The organism is Criibacterium bergeronii (assembly GCF_001693775.2).
Classification (GTDB): Bacteria; Bacillota; Clostridia; order Peptostreptococcales; family Filifactoraceae; genus Peptoanaerobacter; species Peptoanaerobacter bergeronii.
The window spans coordinates 165,946-188,953 of record NZ_MBEW02000001.1 but is presented as its reverse complement, the minus strand read 5'-3'; the positions used below and the strand labels follow the sequence as shown (position 1 = coordinate 188,953).

The following is a 23,008-nucleotide window of genomic DNA, read 5'->3' as shown; positions in this document are numbered from 1 at the left end:
GTATAAAAATTAGGAGTAAAAATGGAAACTAAAAATATGGACTACGATATGCCGTTTATGCTGCGTTTTGAGAATGTGGCAAACTATGAAAACGGAGAGGTAAATATACTAGACAGACGAATTTATCCAAGAGAAATAAATTTTGTAAAATGTAAAAGCCACAAGCAAGTGGCTCAGGCAATAAAAGATATGGTCACCCAAAGTGCAGGACCATATACGGCGGCAGCCTATGGCATGGCACTAGCCGCCTATGAATGTAAAGAGTTATCCTACGAACAGCAAAAAGAATTTATGAATGACGCATCTTACACCATAAGTCATGCAAGACCTACCACAGCAAACAGAATGGAGCAAATCACACAAAATGCAATCAAGGTGTGGGAGACCGCCTTACAAGAGGGTAAAAAAGCAGACCAAGAAATAGCCAAGGACACTATTTTATCATTAAACAGAAGATATAAAACAATGGATATAGTAGGCAAAAATCTTGCAGATATAGTAAATGACGGTGACAAAATCTTAACCCAGTGCTTTGGAGAGACAATTATAGGCACACTTTTTAGAAATTTGAAAAAGCAAAATAAAACAGTAAAAGTCTTTACCGCTGAGACAAGACCATACTTTCAAGGAGCAAGGCTCACAGCTACCTGCATTTATCAGATGGGGTTTGATACAACTGTTGTAACAGACAATATGATAGCTTATTTAATGAAAAATGAAAAAATAAATTTATTCACCTCTGCGGCGGACACTATAACCAAAAAAGGGTATATTGCAAATAAAATAGGCACATATCAAATAGCACTTTTGTGCGATGCTTTTGACGTGCCATATTATGTGACTGGTATACCTGACAAGGATAAAGAGGGCTTTGACGACATAAAAATAGAAATGAGAGACCCCGATGAGGTAAAAAGTGCAAATGGGATAATGCACACGCTAGATAAAGTTTCAGCTATTTATCCGTCATTTGATATAACGCCGCCGGAGCTTATAAAAGCAATAGTAACAGAAAAGGGTGTATTTAAGCCAAATAATTTGGACGAATATTTTAAAACAGAAACTAAAAGATTTTATTAAGGAGAATTATGCCTAAAAAATATTATGCAGTAAGGCAGGGAAGAACCACAGGGATATTTTTGACGTGGGATGAATGTAAAAAAAGTGTTATAGGCTATAAAAACGCTATATATAAAAGTTTTTTGACAAAAGAAGAGGCTGAGGAGTTTTTAAATCGTGGAAATGACAGCTCATCAAATTCTTTGAAAAACAATTCCACAGACGAAAAAAATTACCATAACTCTGATGAAGAAGTATATTCACAAATACAAGATGAATTTACAATGATAGCCTATATAGATGGCAGTTATGATGACAGTAGCAAGTCTTTTGCCTATGCAGGAATTTATTTTACAAATAAAGACAAACAGACCTTTTCTATAACATCTGATGATAAATCAGTATCGTCCATGAGAAACGTGGCAGGTGAAGTAAGTGCCTCAATGTATGTGATGAAAAAAGCATTGGAGCTTGGTATAAAAGAATTATATATATATTTTGACTACATGGGCATTGAAAGCTGGGCAGTGGGGGATTGGAAGACAAACAATCACCTTACCCAAGGCTACAAAAAATTTTATGACAGCATAAAAAAAGACTTGACAGTGCATTTTTGCAAGGTCAAGTCGCATACGAAAGTGAAATATAATGAGATAGCAGATAAGTTAGCCAAAGAGGCTCTTGGAATTAAATTATAATTAATTAAAATGTAAGCCTATTTTGAGCTTTTAGTGGGTATATAAATTAAAATTAATCTAATAAATTTTTTGGTATTCTAACTGCAACTAAGGCACAAAGTATGGTGCATAGAGCATCTTTTGGCAAGAATACAAGCACAGCAGATTTAAATAAGTCAAATAGCACTACAGTTTTACCGGCAAATACTGTCATAAAAATATAAAGATGTATAAAACCAAGACCATAAGTAATTGCCAAGCCAATTAGACCAGCTATAGAATAAGTCAAAACAGTTTTTTTGCTTTTTTGCATTATTAAGCCTATGACAAGAGCTGAAATTACAAATCCATAAATATAACCGAAGTTAGGAGAGAAAACTGTACCTATTCCACCTTTGCCACCGGAAAATACCGGCATACCGATTAGACCCATAATCATGTAAAGTAGTGTACTCACAGCACCTCTTTTAGCACCAAGTAGCATACCGGTAATTGCTACAAAAAACCATTGCATAGTTATTGGCACTAGTGGCAGAGGTATAGTTATGTAAGCACCTATACAAATTAAAGCTGCAAAAATAGCACATAAAAGTAAATCTTTAGTTTTGTATTTCTTTTTTTCAAATGTAGTTTCCATGTAATCACCTATATAATAAAAATAAATGTAAAACAATCACATACAGAAGTATACAATGAAAAAATAAAATTGTCTACTATTTTTTATATAAGTTTACATTTATTATAAAAATTGTGAAACTTTAGTAAAAACTTGTAATAATATCTTGTAATAATATCTTGTAATAATATATAATAAACAAAAGGGGTAAAAATGAATGTTGGTGTAATAGATATTGGCTCAAATACAATAAGGTTAAATATATATACTTATGAAAAGGGTGAGCTGAAACTGCTTTTTGGCAAAAAAAACACAGCCGGCTTGGTAAGCTATATACAAGACAATACACTGTCATATAAGGGAATACTAAAATTAATTAGAGTTCTTAAATCATTAAGTAAAATTATAAATAATGTAAAGCACGAAAAAATAATTGTATTTGCAACAGCATCGCTTAGAAATATAAAAAATACTCAAGAAGTATTGAGCTATGTAAAAGAAATGCTAGACATAGATATAGAGATACTTGACCAAAAGGATGAGGCAAGACTTGGATTTAACGGTATACTTGAAAGCATCGATATAGACCATGGCTTTACAGTGGATATTGGCGGAGGTAGTACAGAAATAATCAGATTTGAAAATAAAAAAATAGTAGAAATGTTTAACCTTGGACACGGTTCATTGTCCTTGTATGACCAATATGTAAAAGGCATTTTCCCGACAGACGATGAAATAAAAGATATACAAAAAGCAGTAAAAAAAGAACTAAAAGACGCCGGAGTAAATGGAAATACAGAGGTAATAGTAGGCATAGGAGGCACAATAAGAGCCATAGGCAACGTATCACAAGAACTTTATGGAATGAAAGATAGTGCACATTTTAATACAATTGATGCAGACAATTTATACACGTCACTGCTTGCCCAAGATGCAGCTGCAATAAAGATGGTGCTACAGGTTAAACCGGAGCGTATCCACACACTTATCCCCGGCATGACGATATTTAATCAACTATCAAAAAGCCTAGATGCAAAAAAAGTAATAGTAAGCGAAACTGGTTTAAGAGAAGGCATTGTATTTGAAAAGCTCAGAAACGAAGGACTTTTGTAATACGAAATATGATGCAAGAATTGTGATATAATCAAAATTCAAATTTATACCTGAGGAGAAAAAATGAGTAAAGATTATATGCAAAACAGAGAGCTGTCATGGCTAAAATTCAACGAAAGAGTTTTAAATAAGGCGGAGAAAACATATATGCCGCCTTTTGAAAAATTGAATTTTATAAAAATATTCACCACTAATTTAGATGAATTTTTTATGATAAGAGTAGGCTCACTTGCAGACCTGCAAAATATGAAAAAAGATGTCGTTGACGCTCGTACAGGCATGAATGTAAAAGAACAACTAGACGCAGTGATGGCATCACTTCCAGCTATATATGCAGGTAAAGATAAGCTATACAAAAAAGTAATGCAAGAGCTTAGAGCCTACGGAATAATAAAACTGGAAATCAAAAATCTTGATGAATTAGAAAAAAAATATGCTGAAGATTACTTCAAAAATATGGTGCAGCCACTTTTGTCTCCTCTAGTAGTAAATAAATCGCACCCGTTCCCATTTTTAAGCAATCTGAGAAAATATGTCTTTTTTGATTTAAATGCAAGTAAAGCAGGCAAAAATATCGTTGGTATTATACCAATAGCTGATGAACTAAATCAAATAGTAGTTTTTCCAAGCCATGGAGAAATAAAATTTCTATTTGTAGATGAGCTAATAGAGCACTACGGTGCAGAAGTATTTAGAGGCTATACAGTGTCAAGCTATTGCACAGTATCAGTCACAAGGAACTTTGATTATGTGGATAGAGATTACATAAAGGATGAATTTGACGATTATAAAAAATACATGAAAGAGATAATAAAACAGCGTCAAAGACTTAAAGCAGTCAGAATTGAGACCAACAGACCTCTTTCGCAAGGTATAGAAAAAATCTTATTAAAAGAATTAGACATAGAAAAAAATAGAATATTTACCTTTAGCTCACCTATGGATATGTCATTTGTAAACAGAATAAAAGATAAGCTGGATAGAGAAACTTTGGAAAGAATTACCTACAAAAAATTTAATCAATACAATCCTTATCCACCGGAGACTACAAAATCCTATTTTAGCCTAATAGAAAAAAAAGATGTACTCTTAGCATATCCTTATGAAGACATAAACGTATTTTTAAATTTAATCAAAGAGGCATCAAATAATCGAAATGTAATAGCTATAAAAATTACAATATATAGATTGGCAAAAAATTCTAAGCTGGTGCAGCACCTATGCAACGCTGCCGAAAATGGCATAGATGTAACCGTATGTATGGAGCTAAAGGCAAGATTTGATGAAGAAAATAATATAAACTACTCCGAAATACTCTATGACGCAGGCTGCAATATTATTTACGGATTTGAAGAATATAAAATACATTCAAAAATATGTATGATTTCCTACAAAAAAAACGATGAAATAAAATATATAACCCAAATTGGTACAGGAAATTATAACGAAATAACCTCAAGATTATATACAGATTTTTCATTTATCACATCAAATATGGAAATAGGAAAAGATGCACTGAATTTCTTTAACAACATGAATATGGGCATAGCAAACGGAAACTATACACATTTGTTGCAGTCTCCATCCACATTTAAGTCAACCATATCAGATTTAATAGATGAACAAATAGCAAAAGGCTCAAAAGGCAGACTACTTTTCAAAATGAATTCATTTACAGATATAGACCTGATACAAAAATTATCAGCAGCATCAAATGCAGGCGTAGACATAAAAATGATTATAAGAGGCATTTGCTGCATAAAACCGGGAGTGAAAGACTATACAGAAAATGTGAGAGTAGTATCAATAGTAGGTAGATTTTTGGAACATTCAAGAGTCTACATATTTGGCGAAGGCGATGAAATGAAAATCTACATTTCATCAGCAGACCTGATGACAAGAAATACACAAAAAAGGATAGAAATAGCCTGCCCAATCTATGATAAAGAAATAAAAGCAAAATTAGAAACCTATCTACTCACACAGCTTGCAGATAATATAGATGCTAAGTATATAGACCAAAACGGAGACTATCAGCCAATACAAAGTGATAAAGAACCACTGTCAATGCAAGAAACCTATATGCTCAGAGCCAATGAAAAAAGTGCATTACAAAAAGATTATGAAAAAACCTTGAGACATCAAGAAGAACAAAAAATTGCACAAAAAAATCAGGAAAAACTGCTAAAAGAAGAAGAATTGGCAAACAGCAAAGAACGTAAACAACCGGCAAAAAACAGTCAAAATTATGAACAAATCAAAGAGCAAACCAATACCCAAACAGAAAAAGACGAACAAAAGAAAACCCTGATTGAAAAAATAAAAGATTTGTTTAGATAAAAATAAAAAATAGACTGAATTTGAACCCGTAACTAATATTATTTTCTAATTAAAAGTATAATATATTTAGGGTGCTTTTCACCTTAGGCAAGCACCGGTAACCACTTGCTGAACCTATTTCGCTTTTATTTGACTGTTTAATTAGAGATAAGCATGCATACAAAATAACAAAAGTGTAATGCCCCCTAATGTTAGAATTTTTGCTCTAACTCTAGGGGGCAATTCATATAATTATCAAAAAGATAGTTTTTAATCAATGCTTTCCAAATAAATTTTTGAGCCCTTTTACAAAAGAATTATCTTTTTTTTCATTTTCTTCCTTTTCTTCATTTTTTTCAAGTCCAAGCTCTTTTTCCTTTTTAAGGGCATTAGCAAATTGGTTAAATGCTGTTTCCTCATAAATCAATGCACCCTCAATGTCACAATTTAGAAGGTTGCTATAAGTAGTAGTATTTTTTAGGTCAAGTGGGTTCGGCTCTATTACTTCTGTTGCCTCAACCAATCCAACCTTGTGCTCTTTTGCATAATTTAAGGCTTTAATAAATGTGACGCTGTTTTGTTCGTAATATTCATCAATGCAATTTTTTATTTCCTTATCATTTTCGTAATCGTCTAATAATTTGACTACATTATCATAGCCTATGTAACAGCCACCACTGTAATTTTCTACAATACCATTTGTTACCTCATTTACTATTTCCATTGGCTTGATATCTTGCCATGAAGTTAGATATTTTTTCATTGAAGGAATATCTTCAATCAAAATAGAAAAGCCGGTTCCTCTAGTATAAAAATATGGATGAAAAAGTCCCTGTACTACAGCTAAATAAAAAACGTGTTCTTTTTCAAAAGGTTCATTTGTATCAGCTTTTATCGCAGCGTCCATTACATTTATGTATTTTTCTTCAATAACATCTTCGTATTCTTCTTTGCCTTTAAAATCTCTCTGTTTGACAATTTCACTTATGTTGGATTTTCCTGTCTCTTTTAATAACTTTAGTTGTGAAAAATATAGCTTATCCATCTCTTCAGGCGAAATAGGATGATAACTTACATCATATCCCATAGTAAGTCTCCTTTAGTATTAATAAAATATAGTTTACATTGATAAAAAAACTAATAAAAATAAAAAAACACAATCACAAAAACAAATAATAACCCAATTTTTTATTATGAAAAATTTAACAAAATACACTTTTTAACAAGTTAGAAATAATAATTGCCGGTGTAGCACCGCAAAAATAAAGAAATATTCCATCAAGCAGCATCTTTACCACAACAAATGATATTAGATACAAAATGATTTTTTTTATAAAAAAGACCTCTGTATAATAACTAACTCAACTTTCCCGCCTGAAAATTAAGCTATAACCATTGAATTTTCAAACAAAATAAATTGAAAAATATCAATCTTGACATTAAAAAAGCACCTACATTTTGATATAATAAGATTACCAAAAATACTACTCAAAAGAGGTGCTTATCTTATGATATATCAAAATGATGAATTTGAAAATACCCAAAACATTTTTTTCTTGCTGTTAAAAATTTGAAACTTCCTAAACTTCTTCGTAACTCTAATATTTCTAAGTCTTGTGGCATTCTTGCTTCTAATGTTTTTATCTTTCTTCTTTTACTTGCCTTCAAAGGTAAGAATCTATTTAGATTTTTAAACTCTAAAGATAAGGATAAAGCTAATTCTAAAAACACATACTATCGTTTCTTGTCAAACAATTCATATAACTGGATTAAGTTTTTATCACTTCTAAGTTGCAAAGTAATATCTAACTTTTCACATTTGACTAAACCAGATAGAGTTAAAGCGTTTGTAATAGATGACTCTGTGTTTAAAAGAAATCGAAGTAAAAACGTAGAACTTCTCGCTAAAGTTTTTGACCACGCCGGTCACTCATTTGTAAAAGGTTTCACTATGTTAACTCTTGGCTGGACTGATGGATATAGTTTTGTACCAGTTGGTTTAAATTTGCTTTCTTCTTCCAAAAAGTCCAATCGCTATCAAGAAGCAAATGACACCTTAGATAAAAGAACTAACGGCTATAAAATCAGGAAACAAAGTACATTGTCAAAACCCGAATCTGTATTAGAGTTGTTAAAAAATGCTAAACTACGGTATAACTGCCGATTATGTCTTGATGGACACATGGTTTACCAATGAGCCTATGATTAAACAGGTGAGCAATTTTGGTCTTGAAGTAATAGGAATGGTAAAACAGCTAAAACAAAGATATATGTACAACGGCAAATTATATACACTTCCTCAGCTTCAAAAACTAGTTAGATTTAGCAAAGTATCAGATATTTTAGGTTCACTTAGAGTAACTACAAAAGATGGAATGCCAGTAAAGATAGTGTTTGTAAAAAACAGAAACAAGAAAAGTGAATGTTTGTATATACTTAGCACAGACATGACGCTATCAGACGATGAAATAGTAAGGATATACGGTAATAGATGGTCTATAGAATGCTTTTTTAAAGCCATCAAATCATTGATGAAACTAGAAACAGAATTTCAAGTAAGAGACTATATGTCAATATTTGCACATACAACAATTGTATTTACAAGATATATCATAGTTGAATACATTAGAAGAAATGAAAATGACCTAAAAAGCCAAGGTGAAATATTTTATGTTTGCTGTGAAGATATACAAGATATGGATTTTATAACAGCATTAAGAAGTTTGATGGTTTTGTTTGCAGAAATAGCAACAGAATTACCGAAGAAAATCACAGAAATGATAAAAAGTCAATTAAGCAATTGGATTGCTTCGCAATCAAGTTATATCAATAATTTGTTTTGAAATTTATGCTGGGAAAGTTGAGTAATAAAGATATAGATTTTTCAATGAAAAACTTGATTTGATTGTTTATGATATAGATAATCAAATTAAACTAATTGGCTTTAAAAATATTTCTAGATAAAAAATAACAATGCAATTATCTTTTTAAGAAAAAGGCATTGTTATAAAATAAACTAATTGTTTTTAATTTTGTCAATAATATCTAATATATCTAGCGGTTTTTTTGCAAAGTAGGTGGCATCATCAAGCTCGCCTTTTTTTCCAAATCCGTAAAGACAAGCAATAATAGGTATATTATTTTTTACACCTACCTCTATGTCATGAAATCTATCGCCTACCATTACATATTTATGTTCGCCTTGCTCTTTTAATATATAGTCGGAAAAAATTTGATATTTCGGAGTGTGAGGATGCTTTTGTGCCCAATAGTAGACACTAAAGTATTTATCAAAAGCAAAAATTTTTCTAGCCATATCTTTATAGGAAGTAGGGCAGTTGGACAAAAATAGCAATGTATGTTCCTTTGATAAGGTTTCTAATACTTGCTTTATTCCTCTATATAATCTTGCATGACCTTCTTCCATTTGTCTATTCATAGATTTTTCAATCATTACACTTATAGTGTGTCTGGTTTCTTTGTCAATTTCCGGGGCATAAATATCCAAAACTTATTTGACTGTACGTCCTAGGTTATCTTCAATTTGTTCATCGGTAAATTCTTTTTTTTCGTAGCCATTATCATTTAGGTATTGTATAGCCTCTAAAAAAGAGGGTTTATATATTCAAATGGTATCATGTAAGGTTCTATCAAAATCAAATATTATATGCATTAATAACCCTTTCCTGATTTTACTTTATAAAAATTCTCATACTATTTGCTAAAAAATTGGTTCTATACTACCCTCTAAAGAATAAGTATAAAGATAGTATAGAACCATTTAAAATTGCTAATATTTGAATGTTTTTATCTTATTATTTAAGTATTCAGCTAGATTCCTAACATTTTGTGCAGTTTTATAAAAATCATCCATAGTTGCACTTATTTCTTCAGCTGACGATGAGATAGCCTCTATAGAAGCATAACCTTCTTCTGATATGGCTGACATATTTTCAAATTTTGATGAGATTATGTCTTTATGATGATTTGTTTCATCCATAAAAGATTCTAAACTTGTCATTTGATCCCTTAGGTTAGAAATCGCTTGTGTGATATCCTCAAAGGCCTTAGATGATCTTGTTATAGATACGCTTTGTTCCATCATCATTTTCTCGGATTCTTGCATGGAACGAGAAAGGTCATTTGATTTTTCTATGACATCATCTATTAACGATTGAATCTTGGATGTAGCATCTTGTGTTTGTTCTGCTAATTTTCTTATTTCCTCTGCGACTACAGAAAATCCCTTGCCAGCCTCTCCTGCTCTAGCGGCTTCTATAGCAGCATTTAATGCTAAAAGGTTAGTCTGTGATGATATTTCATTGATTGTGACTGTTATAGTGCTGATTTCATCTGTAGAATTTTGCATATCTTCAGCAACTTGAACAGTATTTTGGAATTGTTTTTTAGAGACCTCATTTTGTTGAGCTACTGATTTCATATTTATTGATTCTTTTTTGCTTAGGTCTTGAGTTTCATTAAATGTTTCTTTCATTTGGATAGCCAGACTTCTTACATTTTCTATTTTATCGCCTAGCTCTTTTACAGAGGAAACTCCGTCTTGTAAATCAACTGCTTGATTCGAATTGGCATCAGAAAATTCACTAAGTGTGGTAGATACTTCTCCTACTGCTTTTGAAGATTCCTCTGCACCTGTAGACATGGCCTTTGAATTTAACAGTAAATCTGATGATGAAGAGGTTACACTTTCAAATACATTACCTACTGATTCTAAAACGTTGTTTATTGTTTCTGATATTTCGCCAAATTCATCATCTGAATTAATGGTACTTCTTACAGAAAAATCTCCAGAACCCATGATATTAAATGTTCTAGTTAACTCTTCGAATATTCCTTTAAGATGTTTTCTAAATACTAGTGATATAATTGTAACTGCTATAATGGAAATTATGGTTATAAATATCAGTAATCTAGTTACTGCATTTGAATTTTCTTTTAAAGCTGATTCGTCAACTATGCCTATATACTTCCAATTTTTTACGTTGTCTGACGTAAAATAGCATACTTTAGGTACACCGTCAATAGTAGTATTAAAAAATCCACTTTCAGAATCTTGTATTTTAGATAATATATAGTCATTAGTGTCTAATGTTTTGCCTTTCCTATCTTCTAATGGGGAGCTTATAACTATATTATTAGGAGCTATTACTTCAAGGTAACCGGAATCAGTAATCTTGATGTCTTTGAACAATGTTTGTATGTTTTCTAATGTTATATCTATTGATGCTACTCCGAGCGTTGCTTCACCCTGTTGTATTGTTTTTGATACTGTTATCAATAATTTTTTTGTAAGAAAATCTTCTTCTGGTTGTAGATAATAAACTTTTCCTGGGGTAGATACTGCTCCTTTGTACCAACCTCTTTGAGTAGGGTCATAATCTGTTCTACCGTCATCTATGTTAAAAAGATATCTTTTATCTTGCAAACCAAAATATGCTGTTTCAATAGAAGGGTCGCTTTGTTTTACTTCAGCTAAAAAAGCTCTTGTATTTTCCACAGGTGTTTGATTAGCGTAGTATCTTTTTATTTCAGAGCTTTCTGCCATTTGAGTTACTAATGCATCATAGGTAGCGATAGTTTTATCCATGATTGTTTTTGTTTTTTCAACGTTTAGTTGCATAGTGTTATTATACTGTTCTACTGAATTATTTGTGATGACTCTACCTGAGATTAAGCCCATAATGGCTAAAGGTAAAATTGAAATAACAAGAAATAATATTAGTAACTTGTTAGTAAAGCTGCCACGTTTTTTTGTCGCAGGAGTAGAACTAATAGTTTTAGTATTACCTAGATTATTTTCCAAATATTCCTCCTAATTTTTTGAATAATTTTATATACTTTTAAATATATTAATTCGTAACTCAACTTTCCCACCTGAAAATTCAATGGTTATAGCTTAATTTTCAGGTGGGAAAGTTGAGTAATTAAAAAAAGGAGAACGAAGTTAATCTGCCTGCTCTATTATGCCAAAGCCACCGTCGTTTCTTCTATATACGACATTTACCTTGTTGTCATCAGGGTTTTTAAATATGAAGAAGTTATGTCCGACCAAATCCATCTGCATAATAGCCTCTTCTTCAGTCATATGAAGATAATCAAATGATTTTCTTTTTACAATCTTGGACTCTTCCATAGACTCAGGAAGTGCAAACTCATCAAAGTTTTCGACATTTTCAAATCTTATAGTTTCATTTCCCTTATCCTGTAATCTAGTCTTATATTTTCTAAGCTGTTTAGCAAGCTTGCTGACAACTTCATCAACGCTACTATACATATCGTAATCACTTGCTTCAGCACGCATAACGGCTTTATTCACCGGTATAGTAACCTCTATACTGCTATGGTTCTTTTTACTAGATACAGTTGCTCTGACGATAACATCGTTTTGGAAGTATTTATCTAGTCTTTCTAATTTTTTTGTAATTACTTCTTTTTGCTTGTCTGATAATTTAATCTGTTTCGCACTTAAAATTATTTTCATAATCTTACTCCTTCCTGCCTTTAGCTACCGTAATAATAGCATTTTAACTAGAAATCTCTTTGGTGCTAGATATATTATACTATATTTACAAAAAGATTGCAAACATTTTCATAAAATTAGAAGTTTATTCTCCTTCTCTTAGTCGCTACATTTTGCACAAGACCTATTGCAAGCATACTCATCATCATGGAGCTACCTCCGTAGCTGACAAATGGCAACGGTAGACCTGTAACAGGCATTATGCTAAGAGCCATACCGATATTTTGTAAAAATTGGTATATAAACATGGATAAAACACCAACTACAATCAAGCTACCATAGGTGTCAATAGCTGTAGATGCAATCTGAACCATTTTATATAGCATATAGAAATAAAGAGCTATTACTATAAACATTCCTATTACACCATACTCCTCACCTAAAACTGCAAAAATAAAATCTGAGTCACTGACAGATAAAAATCCAAGATTATTTTGAGAGCCTGAAAAAGGGCCTTTACCAAAAATCCCTCCTGAGGCAATAGCAACCAGTGACCTAAAAACTTGGTAGCCACCATCTGTAGTGGAGCTGGAGGAGGAAAAAAATGAAGTAAGTCTTTGCATCTGATAAGGTCGTAACACTAGAGGCAAGACATAATTATATATAATAGGTAGGAGCAAAATAGATACAGCTCCAATTTTAAACAATAATTTTAAGTCTATTCCAGCGGCAAACACCATACCGAAAATTATGCAAAAAAATACCATAGCACCGCCAAAGTCCGGTTGTGCCATAAGCAGTAAAATTATAGGCATAGGTATCAATGCGGCTTTAAAAAGCTCAGCTAAGGTATTGAGCTTACCGATATTTTTTTCAAGATATTTTGCAAAAACTACTATACAGCCTAATTTTGCAATCTCTATGGGCTGAAAATCTATAAATCTTAAATCTATCCAACCTCTAGCTCCTCCTCTTTCGACACCTAGTCCGGGGATATATACTAAAAGCATAGAAATGATAGAAAAAATATAAATAGGCTTGGCATACTTTTTTAGCTCATCATAATTTATTAGTTTAAAAAAATATATAAAGGTTGAGCCAATTAAAAATGAAAAAGACTGCACAAATAGCCTTTTCGGACTAGCTCCATCTTGTACGTGTATTGCAGAGGCTATGAGTAAGAGACCTATCAAAAAAAGTACAGTTACAGTAAGCATTAAGCCCTTATCAAAACCTTTGTTTGAATCATCCATTTAGACTTACCTTTTAACAAAACTTTTAAATGGAACATTTGCACTAATTTGTGGCTGTTCTCCGGACTCTGAATCCTTTTGACTAACAATTTCAATTTTAATGTTGTCGCTGTCAATCTCTACATATTTGCTTAAAACATCAATTAAGTCCTTTTTCATGGCGTCCTTTTTTTCCTGAGAAAAGTCGCCTCTGTCATGTATAAGCACTAATTTTAATCTATCTTTTGCTACAGCTTTGGAAGGAGCAGAAGACGATTTGAAAAAGTCAAATATATTCATGGTAGACTCCTTATCTATTTAGAAAAAAATGATTTAACTTTGTCTAGGAAACTTTTTTGCTCTTCCATATTGAGAAACTCTACTTTTTCCCCAGTAATTCTTCTAGCGATATTTTTGTATGCCTTGGCAGCCAGACTGTTTTCATAGTTAATTACAGGTTCACCTTTGTTAGTAGAAATAACTATATTTTGGTCATCAGGAACTATACCAAGTAAATCTATTCTTAGTATGTCCAGCATATCCTCAACATTCAGCATATTGCCGGATTTTACCATGTCTAGTCTTATTCTGTTTACAACTAGCTTAGGGTCGGTAATGTCATTTGCCTCAAGCATACCTATTATTCTGTCGGCATCTCTTACAGCAGATACCTCAGGAGTGGTTACAACAATTGCTTCATCAGCTCCGGCTACGGCATTTTTAAATCCGTTTTCAATACCTGCGGGACAGTCTATAAGCACAAAATCAAATTCCGCTTTTAAATCTTCGCAAAGCTTTTTCATTTGCTCAGGTGATATAGCGTCTTTATCTCTTGTTTGAGAGGCAGGTATAAGATATAAATTTTCAAATCTCTTATCTCTTATGTAGGCTTTTTGTAATTTACATCTGCCTTCAATAACATCGATTAAATCAAATACAATTCTATTTTCAAGACCCATTACCACGTCAAGGTTTCTAAGACCTATATCTGCATCCACGATTACTGTTTTTTTGCCAAGTGTTGCAAGGGCACTACCGATATTGGCTGTTGAAGTGGTTTTACCTACTCCACCTTTACCGGAGGTAATAACTATAACTCTAGACATATATCCTCCAAAATTTATGTTTTTATATCTTAATAGATAATAATTTATATAAATTAAACAAACTCTACTAATATTATTTATAATAGCAAAATTTATTAAATTTTTATTAAGCGAATAAGCATCTGTAAAAAACTAGTCTAAATGCTGAATTTCAATGGCATCTGACTGTTTATCAGCTATAAAAGCCATCTGAGAGCCGGATTTATTTTCAAATGCAGGGGGAATAGCAATAGCTGATGCTATTCTTAATTGTGCAGCCTTAATGCTATGAGCAATGATTAAAGAGTCCTTGTCCCCATCAGAACCCGCCATGGCAAGACCTCTCAAAGTGCCAAGCACTATTATACTACCCTTTGCAGTGAGCTCTGCACCTGCATTTACATCTCCTATGACCACAATATTTCCTTCATATTTGATAGTCGTGCCTGACCTAAGATTGGATTTTATTATTCTAGTTTCATATTCGTTTTTATCTAAGTCAAGCTTTTTTGTAGTATGAGAATATTTTTTTGAAAGCTGAGATTTTTCAACCTTAAAATCTAAATTTTCAGTAGACTGTCCATTTTCTGAGGCAGCTTTTTTTCTTGCTCTAGTTTTAGTGCCACTTGATTTGGCATCTAATTCAAGAGCTTTTTGTTCATATTTGATACCAATATCTTGAGTAATAAAATTAGCTAATTGCTTTTGCTCTAACTTACTAAGATTAGGTGCTGATATGGAGTTTAGGGTGATATCCTTTAGTAAAGTATCAGATTCCAGCTTACTTTTGATTTGATTTTTTGCATTATCTAAAGTATCTGAAAAAACATTCAATAGATATGCCCCGTTTATCAATTTTAATTTAACTAAATCATCAGTATGATTCATTCTTGACCTCCATTGTAATCTTCACTTGGTAATAATAACATATTTTTTTTTATAATTCAACGGAAATGAGTTGAGGTTTTAAAATAAAAATAAGGACATTATAAAATATATAAGAAATTACCGGCTATATAATCTGTATAATAGGATAGCAGACATATAAAATGAAAAATAATGATAAAATTGCCACAAATTTTCATTTTATAGCTTGAATTAAAAAATGCAAAGAATTATAACTTTGAAAAACAGTGGCTATTGTAAACAAGTCAAATATTTTTGACACAAAGCCTATAATATAATTTTGATTATTGTATATCATATTTTTTTTAACAATATATGCGGGTAACCCCATATAATGATTCTATTGTTCCATCATATCTTTTCATCTAATAATGTACATACTGTCTTGTTACATGGTATTTTCTTGCTGCTTTTGCATTATTTTTTTCTTTTATTGCATATTCTATTATTTGCTTGCGTCTTTTCATTCCTTCTGTTATGCTTTTATTCATAAGAAAGCCTCTTTACTGATTTTTATTTTTTACAAATCTTATTATATCAGTTGGCTTTCTTTTTTTATACTTTTTTGTCACAAATCTATTGTAGCATAACAATACCAATAAAACTAAAGATTATAAATTTTATAAGGAGGTAGTATATCTCTGATAGAATTAATACTAATAGACATAACAAACCACTCCTTATTAGATTGATGATGACTATATTTTAGGAGAAAGTGTAAGTTATGTCTATTTTTTTACACTAAAAACTAAAAAATAGTGTCAATGGATTTTATCCATCAACACTGTTTAGTATAGAACCAGATATCTTCATCGTCTTTTTTATTTGCGAAAACAAAAAATGGTAGAAATGTCGACGAATTTGCTACCATGCAGATGACGGCAGTTTATTCATGTGTGAGAGTTCTTGCTGAAAGATTAGTAGGGCTTCCCATTTATTTATATGATAGGTTTATTATTTGAAGTAGATAAGATTCTAAAGGATGAAAATTATTCTAAATATTTCCATATGCGAGATTTTTAGAAAAAATCAAATACCTTCTACACTTAGCAATTCAAGTTTAGGTTTTATTTACTACTTGTGTCGCATTTTATTTTACAGCCTATTATAAAAATTAAATGTAGTGCCTTTGTAAAAATGCATGACCTTATAATATTACAAAAAAGCTATTTGAAAGGCTTTGAAAGTTAAGCCTGGAGTTTTTAAAATGGGAAAAAACCGGCATTTATAATAATTTCAGAACGAAACTTAAGGATATTGCAATCAAAAAGTAAAAGGCAGAAGAAAATTTTTAAGGGTACAAGTTTAGGATAAAAGAACCTAGTGTAATATGGGGATTTGTTTATTTAAAAGCTAAAGATATCATTTGAGTTTAAAATGAAATCCGTATTCTCTTAGAATTGATTTTTTGTAATATTTATATTTAGTCAGTCCTATGAGTAATACCTTTATATTAATCCCTCTTTTTTCATAAGAGATAACTCTCTTGAAAGGGCGGACCTATTGCAAGCTAAAAATTTTGCCAAATCCTCTCTGGATAATTTATTAGAAAATAAGGAGTCTTTACCATATTTGTCTATATATTTATTAATTTTCTCCCTAATCTTAGGTTTAGAATATATATCTAATTTGTAAGTTAAGTATGAAATTTGTTCATTATACAATTTTATAATATTTTCCATAAAAATCGGTCTGCTTGAACAAGACCTTTTATTTTTTTCAAAGATTTTGCTAACATCAAGTGCTAAAACTTCAGAATTTTTTTTTGCGACTATGAATCTATCATCTAGGGAGGAAAAATTCAAAGAAAAAGAATCTGAAGCTTCATAAATTCTATCTATAATTTCTTTATCATCATCTATTGTAGATAAATCAATTCTTCCCTTCAAAACTATACCTGCCTTAAATCCCTTAGAAAAATCATATAGGTATCCGCCTTTACTAAAAACTAAGATTTTATGATCAATACAAGAAAGTATGTGGTGTATAGTACTTTCGTCTAAACCATAAAATAATTTACTTTTGACAATAATTTTTTCCATAAAATCCCCCTCTTTGTTGCTTTTGCAACTGCAATAAAAATTATCTATGTTATTATTATAAACGTAATGATAATTATTATCAAGAAAGAAGAGGAGAAAATGGATAAAAGTAAAATTATTTTTGGACATGATTTTTTAAAGATGCTTGGAAGAACAAGACTCAGACCAGGTGGAGGTCTTATGACCGATTGGTTACTTGATCAGGTACAGATTGATAAAGATATGAAAGTTTTAGAAGTTGCTTGCAATAGAGGAGATAACCTAATAAGAGTTTATACTAAATATAAATGCAAAATAATAGGTATAGACAACGACCAAATTGCCATAGACCAAGCCTTAGAGAATATAAAGCTTCTAGGCTTAGACAAAGAAATTGAAGTTATAAATATGGATGCCTTAAAGTTGGATTTTGAGGATGAAACATTTGATTTAATAATTAATGAGGCAATGCTTACCATGCTTCCAAATGAAGAAAAAGCAAAGGCTCTTAAAAATTATCACAGGGTTTTAAAAAAAGGCGGTTATTTATTAACTCATGATGTTGCAGTGGAAAATGAAAGTGAAGATATAAGAAGGGAACTTTCAAAATTTACAAACATGAATGTGTATCCTCTAACCCTAGAAAATTGGAATAAAGTTTTTATAGAAAATTCTTTTAGACCTTTTTCACAAAGAACGGGTAAGATGATTCTCTTAGACAGAGATACAATCATAAAAGATGAGGGACCGGTTGGGGCTGCAAATTTTTATAAAAAAGCCTATTCAGAAGAAAATAGGGACAGATTTACAAAAATGTTAGAAAGGTCTAAAAATTCAAGCATTTCATATATAGTTTTAGCAAGTAAAAAGGAGGATTAGATGAAAGCTATTAAAAAAAAATCATTAATTTTATGTCTGGCAGTGCTTGCCTTAACAGGCATGACTGCTTGTGGCAATACGAAAACTGAACAAAAATCAGAAAGCAAGGAAGTGATTCAAACTGAGAAAAGGGAAGAAAAGACAGAAGAAACTAAGGATGAAAATAAAAAAGTTAGGGCAATCACAGACCATGCAGGTAATAAGGTAGAAGTTCCGGAGAAAGTTGAAAGAATAGTAATAGATCAGATTCCTATTTTATCTACTTATATGGCTTACCACCATGGAAAGGCTCCGTATATTGTTGGTTATGCGGGTTCTCTTAAGCAAGTAATTTCAAATACAGTATTAAAGGATATAGCCCCAGAGCTTCTTGATAGTCAAAATACAGTTCAAGGTCAATCTGACATAAATATTGAGGAAATAATGAAGCTTAAACCGGATGTTATTTTTTATAATGCTTCAAATAAAGAACATTATGAAACTCTTAAAAAGACAGGGATTCCGTGTGTAGGATTTGCTACAGTTGGTACAAATGGTCCAGCTGATCCAATAGATAGGTACACACAATGGTTAAAGCTCTTAGAAGATGTATTTGGTGAAAGTGGAAAAACAGATGAATTTATAAAAGCAGGTCAAGAAATTGTAAAAGATGTTGAAGAAAGAATTGCAAAAATAGATGATAATAAAAAACCAACCGGCATGATTTTATGGAAATATACTCAAGGTGTACCAATGGTTGCCGGTAAGGGAGTGTTTGGAGATTTTTGGCTAAAGAGAATTGGTGTCAAAAATCTGGCTGATGAAGCAAAAGGTTTTGCTAAAGTTTCTGTAGAACAAATTTATCAATGGAATCCAGATATACTGTATCTTGACGGTCCCGGTCTTCTTGACATTACAACAAAAGATGTATTTGCAAATTCAGTAGAAGGTATTGATTTTTCAAATATGAAAGCAGTCAAGGATAAAAAAGTTTATAACACTAAGCTTGGTATGTGGAATTGGTTTACCCCAAATCCGGATGGCCCGCTTGTACTAGCTTGGCTTGCAAAATCAACCTATCCTGAAGAATTTAAAGACTATGACCTTAAAACAATGATTAAAGATTATTATAAGACTTGGTATAGTTATGAATTAACCGATGAGCAAATTGAGGATATGTTTGATATATGATTAAAAAAATCCTTATCAAAGATAAAAAAATAACAGCAAACTCATATATGATACTAATAAGTCTACCAATATTAATCAGTATTTTGGCACTTGCTATTGGGAGAATGCCTCTAAGCATAAGACAGATTGTAGATTTTTTCAATGCTTATCTAAGTGGTAGGGACTATGACCCCATGCTTGAATCAGTAATAATAAATGTAAGATTACCAAGAATTATTACTGGTCTTTTAGTAGGAGCAGGTCTTTCCACTGCTGGTCTTGCCTTTCAAGGGGTTTTTTCAAACCCCTTGGCAACTCCAGATATTTTAGGTGTTAGTTCAGCTGCAAGTCTTGGGGCAGTAATCGGCATACTCCTATCACTTTCAACCCTATCCATCCAAGCCTTAGCTTTAGTTTTTGGATTAATTGGAGTTGTATTAACCCTATATATAGGCAAGACTAGGACTAAGTCATCTACAATAATGCTTATCTTAGCAGGTCTGGTAGTTTCTTCCTTAACAAACGCCTTAGCATCCTTATTAAAATATACAGCTGACCCTACAGACAAGTTGCCAGCAATTAGCTATTGGCTCATGGGTTCTTTTGCAAGATCATCCTACAGAAACTTAATGCTTTCAGCACCCTTAATAATTTTTGGAATTATTTTAATAAGGCTTTTGATATTCAGGTTAAATGTTATGAGCTTATCGGAAGATGAAGCAAAAAGTTTAGGAGTAAATGTCAGAAAAACCCGACTCATTTTTATATTTGCTTCTACACTTATAACTGCATCATCCATATCAATGTGTGGCCAAGTTGGTTGGATTGGTTTGATAATTCCCCACATGGCAAGGATGATGGTGGGAGCAAATAACACCCACACCCTCCCTTTTAGTATATCTTTAGGAGCAAGTCTTATGGTACTAATAGAAGCTTTATCAAGGACAGTTTCTGTAATAGAACTACCTATATCAGTTCTTACAGCAATTATTGGAGCTCCAATTTTCATAAGCCTAATTAGAAAAACTGGGGGTGGTTTCAATTAAATTAGAAGTAAAAGATGCAGGATTTCATTATTATAAAAATCATGCATTATTTAAGAATTTATCTTTTTGTTTGGATCAAGGTCAGGTTTTATCTATTTTAGGCCCTAATGGAGTTGGCAAAACAAGCCTTATAAGATGTATATGTGATTTCGAAAAATGGAAATTTGGCAAAAGTTATTTGGACGGAAAGGATATTGCATCATTTAGCCGAAGGGAATTATGGTCCAATATATCATACGTTCCACAAAAAAGGTCATTTTCTTTTGAATATTCTGGTATAGATATGGTAGTTCTAGGTCTTGCTAGCAAGATTGGACCATTTGCAAAACCGGGTGCAAGAGAATATGAAAAGGCAGAAAATCTTATGAAAAGCTTAGCTATAGAAAATTTTAAAGATAAGTCATGTTCAGTGATGAGTGGAGGAGAACTCCAGATGGTTCTCATAGCCAGAGCCTTAATTTCAGATCCAAGCTTAATCATATTAGATGAGCCGGAAAGTGGCCTTGATTTTAAAAATCAGCTAAAAATAATTTCATTAATCAAAAAACTATCCAAAATAGACAATATCAGTGTTATTATAAATACTCATTACCCAGCCCACGCTCTTGAAGTAGCAGATAAATGTTTGATGTTAATGCACAATGGTAGACATAAAATAGGCAAGACATCTGATATTATCTGTAAGGGAAATATGAAAGAAGCATTTGGCGTAGAGGTTATACTTGAAAAAATAAAAAAAGATAAGGAAGAATATAATACTATAATACCCATTAGCATAGTAGGTGATTAAAATGAAAAATATTAGTAAGGGAAAAATATTGACAATAGAAAAGGTCATACCCATAAAAGACAATCAAACTATAAGCAAGAAACTTGTAGATTTATATAATCTTCACATCTTACTTATGAGTCTTGACCAAAACACGGACATTTCCCCTGAATTTTATGCTGAGGAAAGATTATATACTGTTTTAAAAGGCGAGATTAACTTTAATAATGAAAAACTCATAAAAAACGAACTAATACTTTTTGAAAAAAATAAACTTTTTGACATAGAGGCAAGGGGAAAAAGTATATTTTTAGAAATCGCAATTAACTTAGAGGAGGAAGAAATGAAAAACATTGACAAGGGGAAAAAAATTAAACTAGTTGACTATTTAGATTATGTGGATGGAGGAATCGCAAACATTGACCTTGTATCAAAAGACGGGTTTAGGCTTGTTCTAATGGCTTTTGATGCAGGTGAGGGTCTAAAACCACACAAGGCTCCCGGGGATGCTCTTGTCATAGCACTTGAGGGTAAGGCAAAGCTTCTTGTTGGAGAAAAAGAAGTTGAGATTGAATCCGGAGAACAAATAGTATTTCCGGCAAATGTAACCCATAATGTGACTGCAATTACAAGATTTAAAATGCTATTAATCTTATCTATAGATAAATAAAAGATAAATAAAAAAATCTTGAATAATTTTTTAATCATGAATCTAAACTTTTAAATTTGGCTCAATACCAGAGTTGGTATTAAAACTTAATCCAGTATTTATTTGTGATGAATTGCAAATAATACTGATACACTTAAGTCAAACTAAGTTCATGCATAAATATATCAAATGGAGTTTGATAATTTAGACACTTCCTAGGTCTGTTATTGAGCTCCATTAAATTTTTAATAAGATCTTATGTAGATATTTTTGCCAAATCTGTCTTCTTGGGAAAATATTCACTGAGTAAAGCATTATCGCATTCGTTACATCTCTTTGTCATGATGAATACCTCTTAGCTGATTTAACCAACGAGCAGTTATCATATAAATATGCAAGAGAAGCGGATATGCTTAATGTTGCCCTATTTAACAAAAGAGCAAAACAGTGGAGACAAGAAAATCTGAACATAAAAGGAAATATGAGAGATTATGCAAGTCTAAATGAACTTCTAGTCTTAGCCAATATGGAGTCATACAATGCAATCCTAATCGAAAAAGGAATAAGCCAAGTTCAAAGAATGATAGAGCTTAGAAAGCTTGCAAGAACACAACTTATCTCACTTGAAAAACTGAACGATACCGAAATAAAAACATTGGACACCAAAAAAGATAAATAACAGATGTAGCTTATTTGGATAGTTAAGTAGTGTAGATGCTCCATATCAAAGCCAAATTTTACAGTTACTATTGAAAAAAAATTTGATTTACAGGTAAAATATTAAAATAACTTGTATTTGCAAAGAAATTTAGGTATAACAAATTAATCAGGACAAAATGGGAAGAAACATTATAATGAAATTAAGCTTTAAAAAATTATTAGCACTTGGATTATTTAGTTTTGTAATGACAACACCAGTTTTTGCAATAGATAAAAATTAATCAGAAATGACCATTGATACACAAAATAAGATAGAGCAATCGACAAATAAAAAAGCTCTCAGATGG

The 23,008-nt window shown here is 31.7% G+C and carries 22 protein-coding genes and 1 pseudogene; 12 read left to right on the top strand and 11 right to left on the bottom strand.

Annotated elements, in window-relative coordinates; all coding sequences use genetic code 11:
• The first annotated feature begins 21 nt into the window (after window positions 1-21).
• The gene (locus BBG48_RS00935; RefSeq protein WP_068911709.1) at window positions 22-1,080 is read left to right on the top strand and encodes a s-methyl-5-thioribose-1-phosphate isomerase; all 1,059 of its coding nucleotides are present in this window, start codon (window positions 22-24) and stop codon (window positions 1,078-1,080) included.
• An 8-nt stretch (window positions 1,081-1,088) separates the two neighbouring features.
• On the top strand, window positions 1,089-1,757 hold the full coding sequence (locus BBG48_RS00930; RefSeq protein ID WP_068911707.1) for a ribonuclease H1 domain-containing protein: 669 nt from the start codon (window positions 1,089-1,091) through the stop codon (window positions 1,755-1,757).
• A gap of 52 nt (window positions 1,758-1,809) precedes the next feature.
• Here BBG48_RS00930 and BBG48_RS00925 read toward each other — a convergent pair whose 3' ends face one another.
• A complete protein-coding gene (locus tag BBG48_RS00925) occupies window positions 1,810-2,373 on the bottom strand; it encodes a biotin transporter BioY (protein WP_068911706.1) in 564 nt (187 codons plus the stop codon).
• A gap of 192 nt (window positions 2,374-2,565) precedes the next feature.
• On the opposite strand from BBG48_RS00925, the gene BBG48_RS00920 reads away from it, so the two are divergent.
• Both BBG48_RS00920 and ppk1 read left to right on the top strand, forming a co-directional pair.
• The gene (locus BBG48_RS00920; RefSeq protein WP_068911704.1) at window positions 2,566-3,465 is read left to right on the top strand and encodes a Ppx/GppA phosphatase family protein; all 900 of its coding nucleotides are present in this window, start codon (window positions 2,566-2,568) and stop codon (window positions 3,463-3,465) included.
• Between the two features lie 63 nt (window positions 3,466-3,528).
• Complete coding sequence (gene ppk1, locus BBG48_RS00915) at window positions 3,529-5,805, top strand: polyphosphate kinase 1 (protein ID WP_068911703.1); 2,277 nt, start codon at window positions 3,529-3,531, stop codon at window positions 5,803-5,805.
• 253 nt (window positions 5,806-6,058) lie between these two features.
• Here ppk1 and BBG48_RS00910 read toward each other — a convergent pair whose 3' ends face one another.
• On the bottom strand, window positions 6,059-6,871 hold the full coding sequence (locus tag BBG48_RS00910; RefSeq protein ID WP_068911701.1) for a hypothetical protein: 813 nt from the start codon (window positions 6,869-6,871) through the stop codon (window positions 6,059-6,061).
• Window positions 6,872-7,354: 483 nt separating this feature from the next.
• Between BBG48_RS00910 and BBG48_RS00905 the strand changes: the two genes are divergently transcribed.
• On the top strand, window positions 7,355-7,981 hold the full coding sequence (locus tag BBG48_RS00905; RefSeq protein WP_094754334.1) for a transposase: 627 nt from the start codon (window positions 7,355-7,357) through the stop codon (window positions 7,979-7,981).
• Entirely contained in the window at window positions 7,923-8,627 is a 705-nt protein-coding gene (locus tag BBG48_RS00900; protein WP_094754333.1) for an IS4 family transposase, read from the top strand. The genes BBG48_RS00905 and BBG48_RS00900 overlap by 59 nt, the downstream gene beginning before the upstream one ends.
• Before the next feature lie 173 nt (window positions 8,628-8,800).
• Here BBG48_RS00900 and BBG48_RS00895 read toward each other — a convergent pair whose 3' ends face one another.
• From BBG48_RS00895 to BBG48_RS00850, 9 genes and pseudogenes are all read right to left on the bottom strand, one after another.
• The gene (locus BBG48_RS00895) at window positions 8,801-9,292 is read right to left on the bottom strand and encodes an HAD hydrolase-like protein (protein ID WP_068911699.1); all 492 of its coding nucleotides are present in this window, start codon (window positions 9,290-9,292) and stop codon (window positions 8,801-8,803) included.
• Between the two features lie 282 nt (window positions 9,293-9,574).
• The gene (locus BBG48_RS00890) at window positions 9,575-11,608 is read right to left on the bottom strand and encodes a methyl-accepting chemotaxis protein (protein ID WP_068911697.1); all 2,034 of its coding nucleotides are present in this window, start codon (window positions 11,606-11,608) and stop codon (window positions 9,575-9,577) included.
• 141 nt (window positions 11,609-11,749) lie between these two features.
• Window positions 11,750-12,286, bottom strand: coding sequence for a ribosome hibernation-promoting factor, HPF/YfiA family (gene hpf / locus BBG48_RS00885; RefSeq protein WP_068911696.1), 537 nt, complete (start codon window positions 12,284-12,286; stop codon window positions 11,750-11,752).
• A 116-nt stretch (window positions 12,287-12,402) separates the two neighbouring features.
• On the bottom strand, window positions 12,403-13,518 hold the full coding sequence (locus BBG48_RS00880) for an FtsW/RodA/SpoVE family cell cycle protein (protein WP_068911694.1): 1,116 nt from the start codon (window positions 13,516-13,518) through the stop codon (window positions 12,403-12,405).
• A 6-nt stretch (window positions 13,519-13,524) separates the two neighbouring features.
• On the bottom strand, window positions 13,525-13,797 hold the full coding sequence (gene minE, locus BBG48_RS00875; protein WP_068911692.1) for a cell division topological specificity factor MinE: 273 nt from the start codon (window positions 13,795-13,797) through the stop codon (window positions 13,525-13,527).
• Between the two features lie 14 nt (window positions 13,798-13,811).
• The gene (minD, locus tag BBG48_RS00870) at window positions 13,812-14,603 is read right to left on the bottom strand and encodes a septum site-determining protein MinD (protein WP_068911691.1); all 792 of its coding nucleotides are present in this window, start codon (window positions 14,601-14,603) and stop codon (window positions 13,812-13,814) included.
• A gap of 132 nt (window positions 14,604-14,735) precedes the next feature.
• Entirely contained in the window at window positions 14,736-15,470 is a 735-nt protein-coding gene (gene minC / locus BBG48_RS00865; protein ID WP_068911689.1) for a septum site-determining protein MinC, read from the bottom strand.
• 386 nt (window positions 15,471-15,856) lie between these two features.
• A pseudogene (locus tag BBG48_RS11355) lies at window positions 15,857-15,979 on the bottom strand (IS481 family transposase); the annotation flags it as partial.
• 957 nt (window positions 15,980-16,936) lie between these two features.
• Window positions 16,937-17,530, bottom strand: a complete 594-nt coding sequence (locus BBG48_RS00850; RefSeq protein WP_068911687.1) for a Crp/Fnr family transcriptional regulator — start codon at window positions 17,528-17,530, stop codon at window positions 16,937-16,939.
• A gap of 99 nt (window positions 17,531-17,629) precedes the next feature.
• Here BBG48_RS00850 and BBG48_RS00845 point away from each other — a divergent pair, with 99 nt between their 5' ends.
• The 6 genes from BBG48_RS00845 to BBG48_RS00815 all read left to right on the top strand — a co-directional run bounded on the left by BBG48_RS00845 (window position 17,630) and on the right by BBG48_RS00815 (window position 22,680).
• The gene (locus BBG48_RS00845; RefSeq protein WP_068911686.1) at window positions 17,630-18,388 is read left to right on the top strand and encodes a class I SAM-dependent methyltransferase; all 759 of its coding nucleotides are present in this window, start codon (window positions 17,630-17,632) and stop codon (window positions 18,386-18,388) included.
• Complete coding sequence (locus BBG48_RS00840) at window positions 18,389-19,558, top strand: ABC transporter substrate-binding protein (RefSeq protein WP_068911684.1); 1,170 nt, start codon at window positions 18,389-18,391, stop codon at window positions 19,556-19,558.
• Window positions 19,555-20,583, top strand: coding sequence for a FecCD family ABC transporter permease (locus tag BBG48_RS00835; RefSeq protein ID WP_068911682.1), 1,029 nt, complete (start codon window positions 19,555-19,557; stop codon window positions 20,581-20,583). The genes BBG48_RS00840 and BBG48_RS00835 overlap by 4 nt, the downstream gene beginning before the upstream one ends.
• Entirely contained in the window at window positions 20,570-21,373 is an 804-nt protein-coding gene (locus BBG48_RS00830; protein WP_068911680.1) for an ABC transporter ATP-binding protein, read from the top strand. Before BBG48_RS00835 ends, BBG48_RS00830 begins: the two co-directional genes overlap by 14 nt.
• 1 nt (window position 21,374) lies before the next feature.
• Entirely contained in the window at window positions 21,375-22,022 is a 648-nt protein-coding gene (locus BBG48_RS00825; RefSeq protein ID WP_068911679.1) for a cupin domain-containing protein, read from the top strand.
• A gap of 388 nt (window positions 22,023-22,410) precedes the next feature.
• The gene (locus tag BBG48_RS00815) at window positions 22,411-22,680 is read left to right on the top strand and encodes a hypothetical protein (protein ID WP_330410059.1); all 270 of its coding nucleotides are present in this window, start codon (window positions 22,411-22,413) and stop codon (window positions 22,678-22,680) included.
• Window positions 22,681-23,008 lie beyond the last annotated feature (328 nt).